Origin of the sequence: Nocardia sp. NPDC050406, assembly GCF_044459025.1 — a bacterium.
GTDB lineage: Bacteria > Actinomycetota > Actinomycetes > Mycobacteriales > Mycobacteriaceae > Nocardia.
Map to the genome: position 1 here is coordinate 1,400,847 of NZ_JBITIM010000001.1, position 18,849 is coordinate 1,419,695.

Annotated in this window: 20 protein-coding genes; 8 read left to right on the forward strand and 12 right to left on the reverse strand. The window is 66.5% G+C overall.

Translation table 11 applies throughout. The features are described from left to right. Positions 1–262 precede the first annotated feature (262 nt). Together ACIBH2_RS06625 and ACIBH2_RS06630 are read right to left on the reverse strand one after the other, a co-directional pair. On the reverse strand, positions 263–1,912 hold the full coding sequence (locus ACIBH2_RS06625; RefSeq protein ID WP_397114187.1) for a bifunctional 3'-5' exonuclease/DNA polymerase: 1,650 nt from the start codon (positions 1,910–1,912) through the stop codon (positions 263–265). Between the two features lie 59 nt (positions 1,913–1,971). Beyond that, positions 1,972–2,904 (reverse strand): M48 family metalloprotease, encoded by a 933-nt coding sequence (locus ACIBH2_RS06630; protein WP_397114189.1) that lies wholly within the window; start codon positions 2,902–2,904, stop codon positions 1,972–1,974. Between the two features lie 117 nt (positions 2,905–3,021). Here ACIBH2_RS06630 and ACIBH2_RS06635 point away from each other — a divergent pair, with 117 nt between their 5' ends. Together ACIBH2_RS06635 and ACIBH2_RS06640 are read left to right on the forward strand one after the other, a co-directional pair. Then, a complete protein-coding gene (locus ACIBH2_RS06635) occupies positions 3,022–3,579 on the forward strand; it encodes a GtrA family protein (protein WP_397114191.1) in 558 nt (185 codons plus the stop codon). 5 nt (positions 3,580–3,584) lie between these two features. After that, complete coding sequence (locus ACIBH2_RS06640; RefSeq protein WP_397114193.1) at positions 3,585–3,968, forward strand: hypothetical protein; 384 nt, start codon at positions 3,585–3,587, stop codon at positions 3,966–3,968. A gap of 101 nt (positions 3,969–4,069) precedes the next feature. On the opposite strand, the gene ACIBH2_RS06645 is transcribed toward ACIBH2_RS06640, so the two are convergent. Beyond that, complete coding sequence (locus ACIBH2_RS06645; RefSeq protein WP_397114195.1) at positions 4,070–4,768, reverse strand: bleomycin resistance protein; 699 nt, start codon at positions 4,766–4,768, stop codon at positions 4,070–4,072. A gap of 181 nt (positions 4,769–4,949) precedes the next feature. Between ACIBH2_RS06645 and ACIBH2_RS06650 the strand changes: the two genes are divergently transcribed. Next, positions 4,950–5,615, forward strand: coding sequence for a hypothetical protein (locus ACIBH2_RS06650; protein WP_397114197.1), 666 nt, complete (start codon positions 4,950–4,952; stop codon positions 5,613–5,615). A 3-nt stretch (positions 5,616–5,618) separates the two neighbouring features. Here ACIBH2_RS06650 and ACIBH2_RS06655 read toward each other — a convergent pair whose 3' ends face one another. Together ACIBH2_RS06655 and ACIBH2_RS06660 are read right to left on the reverse strand one after the other, a co-directional pair. After that, positions 5,619–6,122 (reverse strand): DUF6301 family protein, encoded by a 504-nt coding sequence (locus tag ACIBH2_RS06655; protein ID WP_397114199.1) that lies wholly within the window; start codon positions 6,120–6,122, stop codon positions 5,619–5,621. Positions 6,123–6,185: 63 nt separating this feature from the next. Beyond that, entirely contained in the window at positions 6,186–7,109 is a 924-nt protein-coding gene (locus ACIBH2_RS06660; RefSeq protein WP_397114201.1) for a MerR family transcriptional regulator, read from the reverse strand. Between the two features lie 44 nt (positions 7,110–7,153). Between ACIBH2_RS06660 and ACIBH2_RS06665 the strand changes: the two genes are divergently transcribed. Continuing rightward, positions 7,154–7,597: an SRPBCC domain-containing protein gene (locus ACIBH2_RS06665; RefSeq protein WP_397114202.1), complete on the forward strand. Its 444-nt coding sequence runs from the start codon at positions 7,154–7,156 to the stop codon at positions 7,595–7,597. 139 nt (positions 7,598–7,736) lie between these two features. Here ACIBH2_RS06665 and ACIBH2_RS06670 read toward each other — a convergent pair whose 3' ends face one another. Beyond that, positions 7,737–8,261, reverse strand: a complete 525-nt coding sequence (locus ACIBH2_RS06670) for a DinB family protein (RefSeq protein ID WP_397114204.1) — start codon at positions 8,259–8,261, stop codon at positions 7,737–7,739. A gap of 222 nt (positions 8,262–8,483) precedes the next feature. Between ACIBH2_RS06670 and ACIBH2_RS06675 the strand changes: the two genes are divergently transcribed. From ACIBH2_RS06675 to ACIBH2_RS06685, 3 genes are read left to right on the forward strand one after another with little or no spacing between them, the layout of a single operon-like run. Further along, positions 8,484–10,172: an AMP-binding protein gene (locus ACIBH2_RS06675; RefSeq protein ID WP_397114206.1), complete on the forward strand. Its 1,689-nt coding sequence runs from the start codon at positions 8,484–8,486 to the stop codon at positions 10,170–10,172. A gap of 23 nt (positions 10,173–10,195) precedes the next feature. Further along, on the forward strand, positions 10,196–10,774 hold the full coding sequence (locus ACIBH2_RS06680) for a nuclear transport factor 2 family protein (RefSeq protein WP_397114208.1): 579 nt from the start codon (positions 10,196–10,198) through the stop codon (positions 10,772–10,774). Positions 10,775–10,779: 5 nt separating this feature from the next. Beyond that, positions 10,780–11,949, forward strand: a complete 1,170-nt coding sequence (locus tag ACIBH2_RS06685; protein ID WP_397114210.1) for a zinc-binding dehydrogenase — start codon at positions 10,780–10,782, stop codon at positions 11,947–11,949. A gap of 311 nt (positions 11,950–12,260) precedes the next feature. On the opposite strand, the gene ACIBH2_RS06690 is transcribed toward ACIBH2_RS06685, so the two are convergent. Next, positions 12,261–12,878 (reverse strand): hypothetical protein, encoded by a 618-nt coding sequence (locus ACIBH2_RS06690; RefSeq protein ID WP_397114212.1) that lies wholly within the window; start codon positions 12,876–12,878, stop codon positions 12,261–12,263. A gap of 153 nt (positions 12,879–13,031) precedes the next feature. On the opposite strand from ACIBH2_RS06690, the gene ACIBH2_RS06695 reads away from it, so the two are divergent. Then, on the forward strand, positions 13,032–13,409 hold the full coding sequence (locus tag ACIBH2_RS06695) for a hypothetical protein (RefSeq protein WP_397114214.1): 378 nt from the start codon (positions 13,032–13,034) through the stop codon (positions 13,407–13,409). A gap of 65 nt (positions 13,410–13,474) precedes the next feature. Here ACIBH2_RS06695 and ACIBH2_RS06700 read toward each other — a convergent pair whose 3' ends face one another. The 5 genes from ACIBH2_RS06700 to ACIBH2_RS06720 form a co-directional block, all read right to left on the reverse strand. Then, positions 13,475–14,293, reverse strand: a complete 819-nt coding sequence (locus ACIBH2_RS06700) for a bifunctional allantoicase/(S)-ureidoglycine aminohydrolase (RefSeq protein ID WP_397114216.1) — start codon at positions 14,291–14,293, stop codon at positions 13,475–13,477. 500 nt (positions 14,294–14,793) lie between these two features. Continuing rightward, positions 14,794–15,654: a glycosyltransferase family 2 protein gene (locus ACIBH2_RS06705; RefSeq protein ID WP_397114218.1), complete on the reverse strand. Its 861-nt coding sequence runs from the start codon at positions 15,652–15,654 to the stop codon at positions 14,794–14,796. Further along, positions 15,651–16,652 carry a glycosyltransferase gene (locus ACIBH2_RS06710; protein ID WP_397114220.1) on the reverse strand — a complete coding sequence of 334 codons (1,002 nt, stop codon included), beginning with the start codon at positions 16,650–16,652 and terminating at the stop codon, positions 15,651–15,653. The genes ACIBH2_RS06705 and ACIBH2_RS06710 overlap by 4 nt, the downstream gene beginning before the upstream one ends. Continuing rightward, a complete protein-coding gene (locus ACIBH2_RS06715) occupies positions 16,649–17,761 on the reverse strand; it encodes a glycosyltransferase (protein WP_397114222.1) in 1,113 nt (370 codons plus the stop codon). Before ACIBH2_RS06715 ends, ACIBH2_RS06710 begins: the two co-directional genes overlap by 4 nt. Then, a complete protein-coding gene (locus tag ACIBH2_RS06720) occupies positions 17,758–18,834 on the reverse strand; it encodes a glycosyltransferase family 1 protein (protein WP_397114224.1) in 1,077 nt (358 codons plus the stop codon). Before ACIBH2_RS06720 ends, ACIBH2_RS06715 begins: the two co-directional genes overlap by 4 nt. Between the last annotated feature and the right edge of the window lie 15 nt (positions 18,835–18,849).

Sequence of the window (18,849 nt, forward strand, 5' to 3'; positions counted from 1 at the left end):
CGCATGGTCGTACTACTTAATACTCGATACCTCCGGGTCCCGCCCGGCTTGCGCGCTATGTACCCAGAAATTGCTGGCGTTCTTGATTTCTCGCGAAACAGTTACCTCGGGCGTGGATTCGTAGGCCATAACGCAATGTCGGAGAGCATCATCGGCCCGACGGGTATCGACTTGCCCAAGGTTCACACGAGCGAGGCGCGCCGGGCGTCGCGAAAGCCGCTGCGCCGACGTCGAACTCGGTTTCCGGGGTATTCGCCGCGCGTCACTTGGCGTCGCCGTAGCACTTCACCACCGCGGTCGTGAAAGGAAAACGCACCGGGGTCGAGTCGAAGGCTATGCGCCCCGCCGCTTCGGCCGCGGTGGTGATCGCCTCGGCGACCGTGGGCGCTTCGGCCGCCGGACAGTGCACGATGACCTCGTCGTGCTGGAAGAAGACGAGTTCGGCGCGCAGGTCGGCACGGATCAGGGTGTGGCGCAGGCCCGCCAGGACCAGCAGCGCCCAGTCGGCGGCGCTGCCCTGGACGACGAAATTGCGGGTGAAGCGACCGCGGGCGCGGGCGGCGGGGGTGCTGCCGTAGCCGACGGAATGGCCCTCCTCATAGGGTGTTTCGGTGCCGGGCGGGCTGGTGCGGCCCAGCCATGTGCGCACCAGGCGGCCCTGTTCACCGGCGCTGGCGGCGTCGTCGACATAGGCGACCGCGGCGGGGTAGCGGCGGCGTAGTTCGGCCATATGGGTGAGGGCATCGCCGGAGGTCTGGCCGTAGATCGCGCCCAGCATCGCTATTTTGGCCTGGGCGCGGTCGCCGCCGAAGGCGCGGGCCGCCAGATCGGCATAGAGGTCGTCGCCGCGACCGGCGACCTCCATCAGGCCGGGATCGCGGGAGATGGCGGCGAGAATGCGCGGCTCCATCTGATCGGCGTCGGCGACGACCAAGCGCCATCCCGGATCGGCTCGGATGGCGGCGCGAATGACCTTGGGTATCTGGAGAGCGCCGCCGCCATTGGTGGTCCAGCGGCCGGTGACGGTGCCGCCCGGCTGGTATTCGGGGCGGAAGCGGCCGTCGTGGACCCATTGGTCGAGCCAGGACCAGCCGTGCGCGGTGTAGAGGCGGTAGAGCGATTTGTAGGCCAGCAGCGGTGCCACCGCGGGGTGGTCGATCTCCTGGAGTTCCCATTTCCTGGTGGAGGACAACGAGATTCCCACCCGCGCGAAGGCTCTGACGATGTCGTTGGGCAGGTCGGGCCGGACCCGCACCCCGAAGGCCCGCGACACCTCCTCGGCCAATTCCACCATGCGGCGCGGTTCCCCGCCCGAAATGCGTTCTCCCAACAGGCTTTCGAGGAGCTCGCGGTGCACGTCGGCGCGCCAGGGGATCCCGGCGCGGTTCATCTCGGCGGCCACCAGCATGCCCGCCGATTCGGCGGCGAGCAGCAGCCGCATGCGCTCGGGGTGTTCGGTTTTCGCGGTGCGGGCCACCTGGTCGGCGTACACCTCCAGCAGGGCGGTGAACTCGTCCGTGCCGGGCGGCAGCGGCGCGGGGGCCGACTCGAACAGTGAGGGTTGAGTTTCGGCGGCGCGGGCGGGAGCGTCGGGCGGGACGGGCAGACCGTGTAGTCGCGCCCACGCGGCTGCCAAGGAGTGCGCCTGCCCCGACTGACCCTCCTCGTGGCCGATCAACAGCGCTTCGGCGGCCTCCACGTCATAGCAGCGTTCGACGCGCACCCCGGCGGCCAACAGGCGGCGGTAGATCTCGGAGGTCGAGCGCCACACCCACCGTTCGACGTCCGGCCGTGCGCGCACGGCGTCCGCGAGCGAAGCCTCCCGCACCACCGGTCCCGCGGGTCGGCCATCCTGATCCAGGGGGCACAGACGCGCACCTCCCCCGCTCATCTCCGCGACCGCCCATCTCATGTGCCAGAGTCTCGCATCGGGCGGCGACAATTCTCGGCATCGGCGGTGGTCGGCAGCGCTCACACCGTCGGTTCACCCCGGGCGCGCATCCGCGACTCGATCGTGCGAATACGCCTGCGCGTCGAGGGATGGGTGGACAGCGGTCCGAAGACGAACCGCGACAGCCGCTCCACCCACGGCAGTTCGGCAGGGTGGAAACACGGCTCGCGGCCGTCCTCGCGCAGGAGCGCCGCCAGTCCGGCACCGAATCCGAGATCGACCGCCACCAGATCGGCCTTTCGTTCATTGCGCCGCCGGATCATCTGCTTGGCGAGCACCTGCGCGGCCAGTAGCGCGGCGGCGACCAGCGCGTGCCGCGTACCCAACAACAGGATCAGCACTCCGGCCGTGGTGGCCAGATGCGCCACCGTCGCGACGAATTCGCAGAGCTTGCTGAGCACGCCACTGTCCAGCACCGCCGTCGGCATCGCCACGATCAGGCTCACCAGCAGGGCGGGCAGATACAACGGCGCCGCGTACCAGAGCGCGGCGATCCTGATGCTCGAACGGTGGGAACTGAACAGGTGGCCGAGCTCGTGAGCGAGCAACGCACTCAACTGCGGCCGCCGCAGGTTCCGCACCGCACCGCTGGTCACCCCGATGGTCCACCCATCGCGCGCGTACCCCGAGACCTTCTTGGATTTGTCGATCAACACCACATAGTCGTCGGCGCAGACCCCCGCCGCCTCCACCACATCGCGCCACGCCGGAACCAATCGACTGGCCTGGGCGGGAGTCCACTCCGGTTCCCGCACGTCCGGACGCCCCGACTCCACCGCGAGGAAGAACAGCAGCACCGGCACCCCGGACAACAGCCACACCCCGAGCAGAACAACCATCCCCCACGACCCCATCAACCCGCCGAGGCGCGCCACCAGCATCCCCGCCAACACAATCGAAGGCAGGGACGCGAGTACATGGGCCAGCGCGGATATTCGCTGGTGCCAAAGCAACCGGGCACGATAACGAGCGCGTTCCCTGGAATCCGCGCGTTCCGGTCGAGGTGTCGACATAGGGGCCCCCGGAGGTGAAATCTCCATCGACGATATCCCTCGGCTAGGGTGGGCCGGGTGTTCTTGGTCGAGGCTGTCGCCGCGCGTGTGCCGAATCGAATGCTGTCCTTCTTCGTCCGCAATGCCGAACTGTTGAAGTTCCTCACCGTGGGCGCGATCGCTTTCGTCACGACCACGGTGCTGTTCTTCGGGCTGAAATGGACGGTGCTGCACGAGAAGCCGGTCACCGCGAATGTCATCGCCGTGCTCCTGGCGACCGTGGTGTCCTACGTCCTGAATCGTGAATGGGCCTTCACCGCGCGAGGCGGTCGCCAGCGCCGACACGAGGCCGCCCTCTTCTTCTTGGTCGCCGGGATTGGTATGGCGATCAACCAACTGCCCCTTGCGATTTCGAGCTATCTGTTCGGGCTTCGCACCCCCAATGTCTCGCTGCTCGTCGAGAACATCGCCGATTTCATCAGCGCCTCGATCATCGGCACCCTGCTCGCCACGGTTTTCCGCTGGTGGGCCATGCGCAAATTCGTCTTCCCCGATCAGATGCCCGAGATCGACGTGGCGCGCGATGGGTTGCGCGAGGACACTGGGCGTAGCGCCCGAGTTCTCTTCAGGAAGTAGATGCGATGGCTAACAATGGACCGTTCGGTATTGATCCGGAGGATTTCGAACGCGCGTTGCGTGAGGCGGGGATCGAGGTCCGCGACCTGCTGGGGAAGGCGGCCGAGTACGTCGACCGGACCAGCGTGAACACGTTGGCCGGGCTGTTGGGGCAGTTCGTGCAGCCGGAACGCACGCGGCCCGCGCCGCCGGAGGATGCCACCGCCGGTGAGTCCGGCAGCGGCGTCTGGGCGATCTACACCGTGGACGAGACGGGCAGCGCCCGGGTGGACCAGGTCTTCCCCAGCGAGCTCGAGGCGCTGCGGGCCCATCGCGACAACACCGATGAACGCCGTCGTGTGCGATTCCTGCCCTATGGGGTCGCGGTGAGCGTGCTCGACGCGAACTGAGCCACCGGCGCAGCCCGCTGCCGGTGCGCGAGGCCGAGAACAACGACCGGCTGGAGCGTGCGACCGTGCTCGAGCACGTCCGTGTGCACCAGAGTCGAGAGTCACAGCCCCGCTTCGAGTTCCGCTGCCCGCCGCAGATCGTCGACCAGTTCGGGGCCGCTGGCCTCGACCGTCCCGACACGAGCCAGCAGTTCCCTGGCCAGCATCGAATCACCCTGGCGGACAGCCACATCGGCGCGCAGCACGAGCAGCTTCACCAACTGGCTCGCCGTCGGTTCCTCGTCGGTTCGATTCAACGCGCGGTCCAGCACCTTCGCGGCCATCGCCATATCCTGCTTCGCGTCGGCGAACAGGGATCCCATATGGATGGCCCGATCGAAGGTCGCCTTCGGCAGCGGCCGGTGCCGCTGGTCCGCGCTGATCGCCTGCGCGATCTGGAGCGTATTCCCGCCGGGATCCACCACCAGGAATTGCCGCACGCCGTAGCTCATATCCTTCAGCGCGCCCACTCGCGGAACACCTTGCGTGGGAACGGAACCGAACCTCTCCCGCAATCCCTCGGTGAACACCGCGTACAAGTAATCCACGTCATCGGTGTCGACCAGGCATCCATGTGTGGACGTCTGCGGATCGAATTTCTTGTCCCCATAGAAATTCAGCTCGATCCCCCCGCGCCGCACAGTGAGGAATTGGTACGGCGCGGTCTGCCGAAAGGTGGTCTCGAACCCCACAGCCGTATAGAACTCCGCCACCGCCTCGATGGAGGCCGTCATCAACCTGGGAATCGTCTTCTCCGTCATGCCCCCGAAGGTAGAGCCCCCGACTCCCCACCCGCACATGAAAGTGAGAACCCCAACTTTCCCTGGTCATCGACGATTCGGATCTATCTGGGGGCGTGCGGCTCGCACGGAAAGCGTTGCCCTACAGTCTCATCCGCATATTCGTTTAGCGGATCGGTTCGTGGTCTGTTCGGATAGATGTATGCGGCTAGAGGGACTGCGGTGGCACACGCTGATCAGTACGGTGCGCTTGGGCCGGGACGAATACCGCGTGATCCGGCCCGCCAAGCCGATCGAACACGCACCGCTGAACGAGGGCCTGCCCGGCATACAGATGACCGTCGACAAGTCGGCCGCGGTCACGCTCGCCATGGCATGGGCGCTGGCGGCTCGATCACCACACTCGATCGTCTATCTTCCCCTGCGCCACAGCACCGTCGAATGCAACGACTTCGACAACGGCCACCCCCTGGACCTCGTCCTACTCCACCACAGCCTGCGCTTCCCGGTGTCGCGATGGAAGCAGCTTCGAGCCAATCTCGGCCCCGGACGGCCCCACACCGTGGTATGCCGGGGACTCCCCTCGGCAGACGACCTGCAAGACGCGTTCGCGGCCCAATCCCACCGCGACTTCAAAGACCGACTGCTCCCCACCATCACCGCCGACACCGTCTTCCTGGTCGGCAGCAGAACAGCATTCGACCTCCAAGGCCACCTCCTACGCACCCTCGTCGAAGACGGCCCCCAACAAATGCACCACACCCCCGACCTCCACTGCTGCGCCGAAATCTCGATAGACGGCGGCCCCGAATGGCTACACGTCGAATACTGCCAAGCCCACCGAACCACCACCCCCGATAGCTTCTGACCCCTAATACTCCGCCATAGCCTGCGCGTCATCCCATTCCTGATAAATCGGATTAGTGAAACTCAACGCCACCGAGTTGTCCAGCGGCGCCAGCGAAATCACAACCCGCGGCCGATCCCACAGAACCTCCCGCGCACCCGACCGAGTAGGCAACCCCAACTCCGCCACCAGCCGATCACACAGCACCGAATAATGCCGAGCCACTTCAGCTTTCATATCCCCCGCCGCCACCTCGGCAAGATCCGCCGCACACATGACAATATCCTCGATCTCCTGCCCCGCCCGAGCGATATCGGTCGCGTCCCCCCGATCGGTGAACACGTACACCTCCCGCCGCCCCACATCAAGATCCGACCGCAACACAACCCCCAACACGCTCCCCCGCTCCTCCCGAAACCCAGTAGCCGCACAAAACCCCGCGAAATCCCCCCGCGTCCACGTCCACTCGAACCCAGCCCCCACCCGCGCAACCCGAGCCGCACCTTCAACATCAGCGAACTGACTCATAAATCCACTTCTTCCTCGCGGACAGCCCTGGCGACCGCCCTTCACTACGCTTTTTTGGTTCAATCATTTCGACCTGGAGTCTGTCAGGGCGGCGTAGAGCCAGTGGTGGACGTTGCCCACTATGAGGCGGGTGCCGAGGAGTTGTTCTGTGAGGGTCCAGTAGCGGTGGATTCGGGGGTCGGAATCTGTTGCGTTGGTGAGTAATTGGGTGCGGAAGGCTGGGGAGTCGCGTTCGCCGCGGGCGTGGGCGTGGGCGGCTACGAAGCGGTCTAGTTCGGCGCCTGTGTGAGGTTGAACGTTTTCGGAGACGAGGGCTGCGACGTCTGTCATGAGTTCGCTCATTCGGTCGTACAGGCCTTGGGGGTCGTGGACCAGGTGGGGTTGGGTTCGCCAGAGTTGTTGTCGCACAGCCGCGGTCATGGCGGGATCGGCGGCTAGGGCGGTGAGTTCGGCGTAGGCGACGACCTGGTCGACGGTCGGGTCGGTGGGGGGTTCGGGGACGTTTCCGCAGAGCCAGGCGGTGACGTCACGGCCGGTGATCGGCGCGAGAATCTGTCGCCAGAACTGGACGAGCCGGTCATGCGCGGTATCGCTGTTCTCCGCGGCGGCCAGCACCGCGAGTCGCTCGGCACGCTGTGCCGGGTCGGCGGTTTCGACGGCGCGCAAGGACGCCCGCCGCCACGCCATGGCCCTGAATTCGATATCGAGCCGCGCACTTTCGGCGGCGACGGCCTCGGCAATGGAACGCTCTCCACGCAAAACCTCGGCGATCGCCCCCAACCCGAGGCCGAGCGCCCGCAACCGCCGCACCAACAGCAGCCGTTCGCGAGCCTTCTCGGCATCGAACAGGCGATGCCCACCCGCACTGCGGCGCGATTCCACAATACCTTCGTCGCAATAGAACCGGATCGTGCGCACCGCTAAACCGGTGCTGCGCGCCAATTCCCCGATGCTCACCAACGCGCCGTCGCGTATGTCGTCCGTCACAACCTGTTGAACCTCCACCCCGGTGGAGCTCCTAGCGTAATGCCATGATCGCCGACCCTCAGTTGAACCCCGCCGCGATCGAGCTCGGCATCTTCTTCCCACACCCGCTCGACACCGTGTGGCGCGCGCTGACCGAACCGGATCTCTTGGGGCAATGGCTACTTCGACCGACCGGCTTCTCCGCGACCGCCGGAACCCGCTTCGGTTTCACCATCCCGGACGCCTCGGTCGACGAAGTCGAATGCGAGGTGCTGATCGCCCGGCACTGCGACCGGTTGACCTACAGCTGGACCTATCCCCAATCCACCTATCCCACCCCTTGGATCATCGACTGGACCCTGCGACCTCAAGGCCTCGGTACCCGACTTCTGTTGACACAGACCGGTTTCGACCTCGAAGACCGTCAGCAGAAGATGGCCCGCAACGCCATGGAGCGCACCTGGAAACGCCGCCTCCTGCCGCGTCTCGGCGAGGTGCTCGACCACTGACTCAGGCGCGGGTGCGATCATCAACTTCGCATCGCCATTCTTCGCTCCTTCTGCTCGAGTTTGGCTCGCTATTCCCGATATAGCGCCAGCCTCTTGCACGAAGAGATACCCGGAAAGGATGTCAGCGAATAGGCAGCAATTACCGGTTTCCGGCCGCGCGCAGGAGCCGTAGTTGCCCGATTTCGGCGGCGTTTTTCATGAGCTCGGCATTGACCCAGGCGATGGTGTGCACCGTGGCCTTGGTGGGGTCGTCCTGCCACGGGAAGCCGATCGGCGCTTCGAGGTCGGCCTCCGTGAGTCCGCCGAGCAGCCCATCCCACTCCGTGCGCAGCCGACGCAGCCAGTCGACGGTGGCGTCGGGGCCGGGCCAGTGAATCGCGGCGCGGTCTCGCGGAGGCTGTTGCCGCAGGTGGTCCATGGTCACGCTCCACCACCAACCGATATGCCAGCTGAGCCACGCGATGGTCGGCACCGGAATGGGGTCCGGCTCGGAATCCGCCCAGTCGGGCACCCAGGAGCCCTGCTCACTCTCACGCATCGTCCATATCAAATCGGCAGGCTCCCAGAGGAAGTCCTCTGCGACGAGCCGGTCGAGGTGGTAGTCCAGCAGCGACCACACCAAGTCGAACTGCTGGCGCAAGACGGCGGACCGTGAGGTATCCATACGCCGCATCCTGCCCAGCCCTCCCACGCCTTGACAACCGGATTTGCCCGTCATACCCGTGGTCGAGGGCGCGATTGTCGCAGCGATCCCCCTGTCAGGCACCGATTTTCGACGGACAGGTCCGCTGACCGGGACCATGTCACTTCGAGCGCCGAGGAGTGTCTACGGTGCTGAATATCGCTGCACGGCGTAGCGATATCCAGGAGTGCTGAGGGAGGCTCTATGAGTACGGACAGCGACGCCGAATCGCGGGGAGCGCCCCAGCGCGCGGATATCGCGCGGTTGTTGTTGGATCGGCTCGGCGACGAGCATCTCGGTCTGCGCACCCGGGACCGGGATTGGACCTGGGATGCCGTGGTGCGGGAGTCGGCGGCACGGGGCGCGCTGGCGGAGTCGATGCGGCGCGAGGGCCCGTTTCATATCGGGGTGCTGCTCGACAATGTTCCCGATTTCGTGTTCTGGCTCGGCGGAGCGGCATTGGTGGGTGCGACTGTCGCGGGGATCAATCCGACGCGCGGGGCCGCCGAACTCGAGGCCGAAATCCGTTATGTGGATTGCCAACTCATCGTCACAGATACGGCGGGAATGGCTCGCTTGCGAGGCCTGGATCTGGGGTTGGAAGCGGATCGCTTTCTCCTCATCGACGATCCCGCCTACGCCCAGGCGCTCCACAAGCACCGTGTCGAACCCGCGGTCGCGCCGACCGTCGGTGAGCAGAGCCTGTTCCTGCTGCTGTTCACCTCGGGCACCACGGGCGCGTCCAAGGCGGTCAAGTGCAGCCAAGGCCGCCTGGCCTGGACGGCATACGCGGCGAGCGCCAAATTCGGCCACCACCGCGGCGATGTCGACTACTGCTGTATGCCGCTGTTCCACGGCAACGCGATCATGGCGCTCTGGGCCCCCGCCTTGGCCAACGGCGCGACAATCTGCCTGACACCGAAGTTCTCGGCCAGCGGATTCCTTTCGGACGTGCGGTATTTCGGCGCGACGTTCTTCACCTATGTCGGCAAGGCGCTCGGATACCTGATGGCCACGCCGGAGACGCCGCACGACGGCGACAACCGCCTGGAACGCGCATTCGGCACCGAGGCGTCACCGGAGGATCGAGCCGAATTCGAGCGACGCTTCGGCGCCGTGCTGTACGAGGGCTACGGATCCAGCGAGGGCGCGGGCGCGGTGGAACTCGCACCCGACGCCCCCGAGGGCGCGTTGGGCCGCCCCGCGCACGCGGGCATCGCGATCATCGACCCGGAGACGCTGCGCGAATGCGATCGGGCGCGACTCGACGAGTACGGCCGGGTCCGCAATCCGGATCAGGCCATCGGCGAGATCGTCAACAAAGCCGGGGTGCGCGCCTTCGAGGGCTACTACAAGAACGACGCCGCCGACGCCGACCGCATCCGCCACGGCTGGTACTGGACCGGCGATCTGGGCTATATCGACGAGGCCGGGTTCATCTATTTCGCTGGCCGCCACGGTGATTGGATTCGCGTCGACGGCGAGAACACCTCGGCGCTGGTCATCGAACGCGTCCTGCGCAGGCACCCCGAAGTGATCGCCGTCGGCGTGTACGGCGTACCCGATCCACGTTCGGGCGATCAGGTCATGGCCGCGATCGAGGTGGCCGACCCGGCCAGCTTCGATATCGCCGCCTTCACCGAATTCCTCTCCACGCAAGCCGATCTCGGCACGAAAGCCACACCGCGTTTCCTACGCCTGTCCAAACGACTGCCCGTCACCGGATCCAACAAGGTCCTCAAACGCGAACTCCAACACCAGCTCTGGCGCACCGATGACCCGGTCTACCACTGGGCCGCCCGGGGCGAACCCGAGTACCACCCCATGTCCTCAGCCGAAAAAGCCGCACTGGAAGCCGAATTCGACCGATTCGGCCGCGGCCGACTGCTGTGACCTACGAGAGAAGCGAGAATTACATGGCCGTCATCGATCAATCCCGAACCTGGGAGCTCGTCGAGAAGCGTCTGGCGGAGACGACCAACGAACGCCACCGCACCGTCTTGAATGTCGTGCTCGAACATATGAAGGCCGAGGCCGCCCCCGATATGGACCGCCTCATGGCCACCCTCTCCCCCAACCCGGCCTATCACTTCTGGTTCGACGGCCAGGATGTCGGCGCGAAAGGCACCGAGGCCGTGCACGCCTACTACACGGCGTTCCTGGAGAGCCGCACCAATATCCTGGCCTTCGAACTGGATCGGCTCGTCGTGGACGACCACTGTGTGGTGACCGAGGGCTTCCTCAAGCAGATCTACCCCGGCGCCGTGGCCGCCCAGATGGGCATGTCGGTGGACGACGAGACCGCCGACTACCTCATCGTATTCCGTCAGCTGCTGCTGTGGCCGGTGGACGAGAACGGCAAACTCCAGGGTGAGGATTCCTATCACTCCGGTCCGGCAAGCATCACCAAACTGTCCTTCGACGAGCTGCCCCAGGCGTACATCGACCTCGTACACGGCTCTGCGGCAACAGGTTCCGCGAGCAAGGACGCGTGAGTTCCATGCGCGCGGTTGTCTGCGCCAACGGCGAACTCAGCGTCGAGACCCTCCCCGCGCTCCGTCCCGGCGCGGGCCAGGTGCTGTTGAACGTATTGCGTTGCGGCATCTGCGGTTCGGACCTGCACGCGAGAACCCACTGTGACGAGCTGGCCGATCTGTTCGCCCTCACCGGCTTCGACACCATGATGCGTTCGAATCAGCGCGTGGTCATGGGTCACGAATTCTGCGGTGAGGTAGTGGAATACGGTCCAGCTACCCGCCGCCGCTGGAAACCCGGCACCCCTGTCGTAGCCATGCCGATGCTTCGACACGGCCGCGACCCCTATCCGACCGGACTGTCGCAACAAGCCTCGGGCGGCTACGCCGAACAGGTCCTCGTGCAGGAGTGCATGACCTTCCCGGTGCGGAACGGCCTGTCCGCCGACCACGCCGCCCTGACCGAACCGATGGCGGTCGCCTGGCACGCCGTGCGCAAAGGCCGAGTCACATCCAGACGCACCGCCTTCGTGATCGGTTGTGGCCCAGTGGGTCTCGCGGTGATCGCCCTCCTGAAGACGTCCGGTGTCCGCACCGTGATCGCGAGCGACTTCTCCCCGAGGCGCAGAGAACTCGCCGCCAGCTGCGGCGCGGATATCGTCATCGACCCCGCCGTCGCGGCACCGTGGGACTTCGACCCCACCCAGCGACACAACGCCGTCGACACCCTCAACCTCGGCTTCGACATCATGCAGCGCCTGCGCCGCATCCCAAACCTCCCGTGGTGGTGGATGTTTCGCGCCCTGCACACCTTCGACCTTGGCCCCTCCGGCCCCGTGGTCTTCGAATGCGTCGGCGCCCCCGGCGTCATCGACGACATCATCGCCGTCTGCCCACCTCGATCCCGCATAGTCGTCGTCGGCGTCTGCATGCAGCCCGACCGCCTCCGCCCCGCCCTGGCGATCAACAAGGAGGTCGAACTCCGCTTCGCCCTCGGCTACGACCCCGGCGAATTCCGCGACACCCTCCACATGCTCGCCGAAGGCAAGGTGAACGCCACGCCACTGATCACCGGCACGGTAGGCCTCGACGGCGTGAACACCGCCTTCACCACCCTCACCTCCCCCGACCAGCACGCCAAAATCCTCGTCGACCCCCACAGCACCGCGACCACGCCACTGCCGTACGCGACTTGATCCGCCACCCTCACAACCACCCCAGGACAACTGCCACGGCTCCTACGACCCCTGCGTACCCATCACCACTGACGTCGACTGCGAAGGCGGCCACGGCAACGGCAACGCCTACACCGGCCGCGTACGAGTGATCGGCCCCGACGAGTACGGCCTGGACCGCGACAACAACGGCATCGGCTGCGAGTAGCCGCCCTTCCGCGTCCTCCTTCGCCGACGTTGACCAGCGAAGGAGAACTTCAAATAGGTTCGGCAGGCCGTGGCCCGATCCGGAGTCACCGATCGGGCCACGTTGCCGCCCCGGCTCTGGTCGGTCAGACGATCTTCGCGCTCAGCACCTGATAACTACCTGCGCGATAACCGCCCGAAATGCATCCGGTGACGGCCGCGGGGCTCACCTCCGGAGGCCCGGTCACAATCTGCACCGCCCGGCCCGAACCCAACCCGCCGACAATCTTCAGCGTGTTGGTCGACTGCTGCCCGAGCGACCATTCCCAAGGCCCGATCAGATGACTGTTCTGCCCGTTGTCCCAGATGACGAGCAGATCGGCCCGCCCACCCCGGCTGCCATAGCAGGTGGCCGCGGGTTCGAAAGCCGACCCGAAAATGGTCCCCACCCCGATATCGGTAGGCCCACCGCGGCACCCGAGCAGGTGACCACCCACATTGCTGCCCATCGGCGCCTGCGAACTCCCCGTCATGCCAGGACCATGCGCCTGCCAGGTGATCGCTCCCGCCGTACAGCCGCCATTGTCGAGCGATTCAGCGGATGCGGTCCCGCCGGTGAACACAGCGGCGCTGAGAAGGGTTCCAGCCCCCGTAGCGACAAGGGCCTTCCGGAATTTCGACATGTCCTGCACCTCTCTCTGGATCATCGTTGATCGGAGTGGAGCGGCGACATCAACATCGTCTGTTTCGAGGTTAAGCAGCAAACTTCCAGCGTGCAACGAAAACCAAACCAGTCGGTCGCTCGAGTTAGATCCAGCAGGACAGCGCGTCTTTAGCAGGCGCGGAGGCTGTCGGGTGGGCCCCCATCCAGTCGAGTCGATCGCGCGAGACACCGATCCATCGGCCATATTGGGTGCGTGGATTCGGATGGGCTGATCGCGATCGAATTGTCCGAGGACGAGGGTGAGGTGCTGCGCTGTGGACTGCGCGAATGGGGCGGTCCGGCGCGTTGCTCCGAAGCTCTCGCTGTCGCAATGGGATTCGAAAGTGTGGCGGACCTGTGGGAGCAGGGAAAGTGGTTGCGGGCGCAGCTGATCTCGAACGAGGCGTTGAGCGCACGCGATTGGCGACGGACGCTGGTGGCGACCGAATTCGTTTTCGCCAGTGACGTTTTCGGGGCCGGGCAGGACTGGTCGATCACCACGGGCTACCCGGATGAGCAGACGATCCAGATCCTTCGGAGTCTGCAGAGGAAGATCGGCCGTGCGGTGCGCCGAGCGCTGTACGACCACTAACCCGGTCATCCGCTACGGCCTGAATGCTCGGACCGCCGAAAACCCGGCGGTCCGAGCGGGTTTCGTCAGGTCAGTTTGATCTGGCGGTTGACGTCCTTGTACAGCAGGTAGCGGAATTTGCCGGGGCCGCCCGCGTAGCAGGCTTGGGGGCAGAAGGCGCGCAGCCACATGAAGTCGCCTGCCTCGACCTCTACCCAGTCGTCGTTGAGGCGGTAGACGGCCTTGCCTTCGAGGACGTAGATGCCGTGTTCCATGACGTGGGTTTCCGCGAAGGGGATGACCGCGCCCGGCTCGAAGGTCACGATGTTGACGTGCATGTCGTGGGCCAGGTCGTTGGGGTCCACGAAGCGGGTGGTGGACCAGGCGCCGTTGGTGTCGGGCATCGGAGTCGGCGCGATGTCCTGTTCCTGCACCGCGAATGCTCGCGGGGTGTGGCCTTCCAGCGGCTCGTAGGCCTTGCGGACCCATTGGAACGTCGCCACCTCGGTGGCCTCATTGGCTACCGACCAGCTCACGCCCGCGGGGAGGTAGGCATACCCGCCCGGCGTGAGGGTGTGCTTGTCACCGTCGATGACGAGGTTCAGGGTGCCGGTCAGCAGGAAGACCACCGACTCGACGCCGCGCTCGGGCTCGGGCCGGGTGCTGCCGCCGCCGGGCGACACCTCGACGATGTACTGCGCGAACGTCGTGGCGAACCCGGCGATGGGCTTGGCGAGAATCCACGCCCGCGTATTGGTCCACCCGGGCAGGTTGCTGGTCACGATATCGCGAAGCACACCGCGCGGAATGACCGTGTACGCCTCCTTCACGATCGCCCGGTCGGTCAGCAGCGTGGACTGGGACGGCAGACCGCCCTCGGGTGCGTAGTACGTCGGCTCGCTCAAGTGTGCCAATTTCCCATCGGATCGAAGTTCGCGGCAAAGTCTCAGCATCGAACATATGCGCCGCCGACAGGTGAAGGCAATCGTGCGAAACGACATGCCGACCGCCCCCGAAACGAGCCGGATCCGTAGCTTTGCACGCGACCACAAACAACGGCGGCCCCTCCGACGCCGTGCGACCACATTCCCACCACCCCGTGGATTCGACACCGTGCCACACGCGCCGACGCGGCCGAGCACTACCGCGAAATCACCCGCCACCACGTCTACGAGGACAGCCTCGCCGTAGCCCATCACCCAGCGGGTCGTTTCGGTGTGCGATCTTCGATGATCCGTACGCCGGATTCTCGTTGCCAGTGTTCGCCGGATGCATGGGACCCACCGTTTCTCCGGTTGGCGCGGAGGATTGCGAGCAGCCCTCCGTAGGCAACGCGCCCGCGTCCGCGGCGGGCGAGGATGCCGCCCCTGACACCGTGGTGACGGTGCACACGGTAGAAGCCGGTTCAGACGCAGCGTCCTGCTGAACCGTGCTGCGGTTGGCGCTCGCCGACCGGCATCCACCCTCGCGCTCCCCCAACCCATTCGAGCAGCCCGAGCCGAGTGAACTCGTCGAGCCAGCCGCGCATGGGCCAGAAACCCCAGCGGCGGAAGAAGATACGGGCGTTGGACACGATATCCGCCAGATGCTCGGTCGGTGGATCCGAGATGGGGTGGTGCTGGTGGTAGGCGTGCGCGCCGCCCACCCACCGCAGGTCGATACCGGCGTGCGCCGCGCGGTAGGCGAAGTCGGTGTCCTCGGCACCGTATCCTCGGTACCGGGTGTCGAAACCGCCTGTCCTGCACCAGGTTCGGGCAGGCACAGCGAAGGACAGCGACCAGAACAGATTGTGGTCGCCGCCTGGCAGTACCTGATCGTCCTGGGGCGCGGGTCGGGCGGGGTGCGGGTCGCGTCGCTGTGGCAACGTGCGCACGTCGTACCCCGCGGACGGGGGTGGCGGAAGGTAGGTGACCGGGCCGCACAGCAGTGCGTCCGCATCGGGATCGGCGGCGCACACATCGTGGTAGCGCTCGACGGTGTGGTGGTCCGGCATGCAATCCACATCCAGGAAGATCAGCAATTCGGCGTCGTGGCGCAGTGCCGCACGGGCACCGAGATTACGGGCCGCGGCCAACGGCAACGGCGGGCGCGTCGGCAGCCATATCCCACGGGCGGGCCCGTCGCGGACCGCGTCGAGTACCCCGGCGTCGTTCATCGCCACGACGATGTACTCGTCGGGCACCCGGTCGCTCAACGCCACGGCCTCGATCTGGTTGCGGAGATGGCCGATTCGCCGCGCCGCGATGGTGATGAGGGCCGTTCTCATCGCGGCACCATCACGGTGCGGCGGACAGACGCGATGGCCTCGGCGGCCCGCCGCGCCGCGCCCTCGGTTTCCCACTCCCGCCATCGTCGGCCGTCGAGCCTCGCGGTCCGCGCGAATATGTCGGGCCACTGCGCCGCGGTGGGCCAGGCGTGGGAAACCGTTGCCAGACCGGCGGATTCGAGGGCGTCAGCGGTCGCGCGCTGTTCCCCGAACGGACGCGGTAGGGGGATGATGACGGAGGGCCGCTCGGCGGCGGCGATATCGGCGACAGTCCCCTGTCCCGCATGGGCGACCACGATGTCGGCCGCGCACAGCCGTGGCCACAGATCGTCCACCCACTGCGCCGACCCGGCTGTGCGCCAGCAATATCGCGGATGGTCGCGAGCGCACGCCGCGACGGCGGAGGCGGTGAACCCATCGCCTCCGGTGCCGGAGACCACCATGATCGTCGGCCGCTCCGCTCGGTCACGGTGCGCGGGCGAGAATCCCGTCCCGGTGAAGCGCGTGATCCCTCCGACATAGTGGGTCTTGTGGTCGTACCGCCGTAGCCAGTCGGGCTGGTAGAGCCGCCGCGGCCACGCCGCGATCAGTGCGTCGGCCAGCTCGTGCACCGTACGATGCGGCCGGTCGGTACGCGTGCCAGGTAGGACCATGGAGATCACCGGAATGCCGTGCAACCGTGCCAAGAGCGCGACTTCGACCGAGACGTCCACGACCATCGCCTCGGGTTGGGCGGCGGCGATCCACGCCGCGATCGCGGCCATTCGCGCACGCAGCCCGGGATCGTGCCGCGGCACCCAGTGCAAGGTGCCCGCGGCGGTCACGTCCTGTGGATCCTCGGCGCCGTCATCGGACGGCAGCCGCAACACGTGTTGGAACGGGCCGGTCGCGTCGGGCAGAGAGGTCAGCGCGATGACCGGCACGTCGAGCCGCGCGCAGATCGCCCGCGCTCGCATCAGGTGTCCGCTGCCCTGATGATGGATGTAGTAGCCGATCATGCGGGCTTCGCTCCCCGCACCCGCGCCGACCTCGCCAACGCGAGATAGCGGCGTACGTAGGCGTCGGTGGTGCGGCGGTGGCCGCAGACCCGCACCGCTCGTCGGCGCACCTGCTCCCGGGGCAGGCAGGTGGCCTCACCGACCGCATCGGCCATCGCCTCGGTGTCACCGGGCGCGACGAGTCGTCCGCAACTGCTGTCGATGATCTCCGGGATGCCGCCACGGGCGAAGGCGAGTACGGGGGTGCCGCATGCCAGCGCCTCGGCCACCACGAGTCCGTACGGTTCGTCCCACACGGGCGTGACCAGGGCCGCGGCGCACGAACCTAGCAGCGCCGCAAGCGATCTGGACGACAGATGGCCGTGGTAGCGCACCTGGGAGCCCAACCGCGGGCCCACCGCGGCACGGAAATAATGGGCGTCGCCGATCGGCCCGACCACGTGCAGGCGACGCCCGGCCATTCGAGCGGCTTCTATCGCCAGGTGCGTCCCCTTCTCCGGCACGATTCGGCCGGACCAGATCAGATCGCTGCCGCCCGGGCCGGGCGGCCACGCCGTCAGATCGATGCCGTTGCTGACAACATCCACCGACGGCAGCACATGGCACCACGAATCCGCCGTATACCGGCTGACGGCGACGAATTGCGAACCGGCGCCACCGGTTACGGCGACGGCTGATTCGAGCCAGGGTGTCGGCGGCGTGTGCAGCGTGGTGAGCATCGGCACCGTCAGCGACGGAGCCATCGCGATCGGCAGATAGTGCAGGCTGTGATTGTGGATCACGTCGAAGCGCCGACCGTCGTCGGCGACGAGTTCCATCATCAGTTCGAGATAGGCGTGGTGGTCGGCCAGAAACGCCTCGGGTGGCATGGAGACATCACCGGCGGCGGCCTCGCTGACCCGGATCGTCTGTACCGGAATCGATTCCGCGCTCAGCGCCGCATCGCTTCCCTCGGCCGCGAACAAGGTGACCCGATGCCCGTCGTCGTGCAGGGCGCGGGTCAACTGCCACACGTGGGACTCGAGACCACCCGCGAACGGCTGCGCTATCGGATGCCGGTTCGAGGCCACCACCGCGATGCGCAGGCCGCGGCGCGCCGACCCGCTCATCGCAACAGGTTTTCGTAGAGGCGCCGGTGCGCGACCGCGAGCGACTCGCGCTCGCTACGACGCTCCGGCCAGGTCGCACGCGGCACGCGTGCACCATAGGTGGCGGTGATCGCCCGCCGCAGCGAGTCGGGATCGAAATGCCGCTCGTCGAACTCGTACACGGCGCAGCGGCGCTGCTGATGATAGAAGCCGCAGTCGGGCGCGACCACGGCGGTTCCCAGGTCGTGGCAGGCCTCGAGCCAGCCGGAGTGGGTGCCGAAACGGTAGGGCAGCACCGACACGGTGAGCGACGAAAGGTACTGCCACAGTTCGTCATCGGTGAAGTAGGGGTGCACGTGAACCCGAACCCCGGGCCGATCACCCAAGGCGCGCAGCGCGTCGCCGGTCTCGGGGTCGTACCAGTGGTTACCGGGTTCGAAGAGTTCGTCATGGAGGTCGATCCGCAGCTCACCGCCCGGCAGAGCGGGGACCACCTCGCACAGGGTCTCCAGCACCGGCAGTGGATCCATATTCGCGCGCAGGCTCTTCACGTGCACACCTACCACGAATCGGTCCTCGCGCGGCCGCGGCGCCCGCACCAGGTCCGGTTCGACGACGTGCGGGTGGGGCAGGACATCGGCCGACCTGTTCCACCGTCGCGCGATGGTCTCGGCCGCGCCGGGCGTGAGGGTGATCAACGCGTCGGCCGCGGGTATCAGCGTGTCGAGCAGCCGATCGTGGGTCGTGGGATCCGGTTGGTGCGGGTTACGCAGGTCGTGGACCGTGTACACGAGCGGTTTGCCATGTGCGCGCAGTAGCTCGATGACCTCGCCGAGGGTGTCGGTCGGTACCGCGTCGAATCCGAAATGGATGTGGAATAGCTCGAATTCATCGTAATGCTCACGAATCCAGTCGGGTTCGAGCATCAGTGGCGGCCACCAGCCACCGGGAACCGTGCGGCCGTCGGCGGGTGCCGGATCGGCCAACCGGGTCACCGCGTCGGCGCCGTGCACCGGCGACAGATGGCGGACGTAGACATGTGAGGCCGGTACCGACGCCACACGGATCGTATCGGTCGATTCGCGCCGCGACATGTCGTCCCTCCTTTC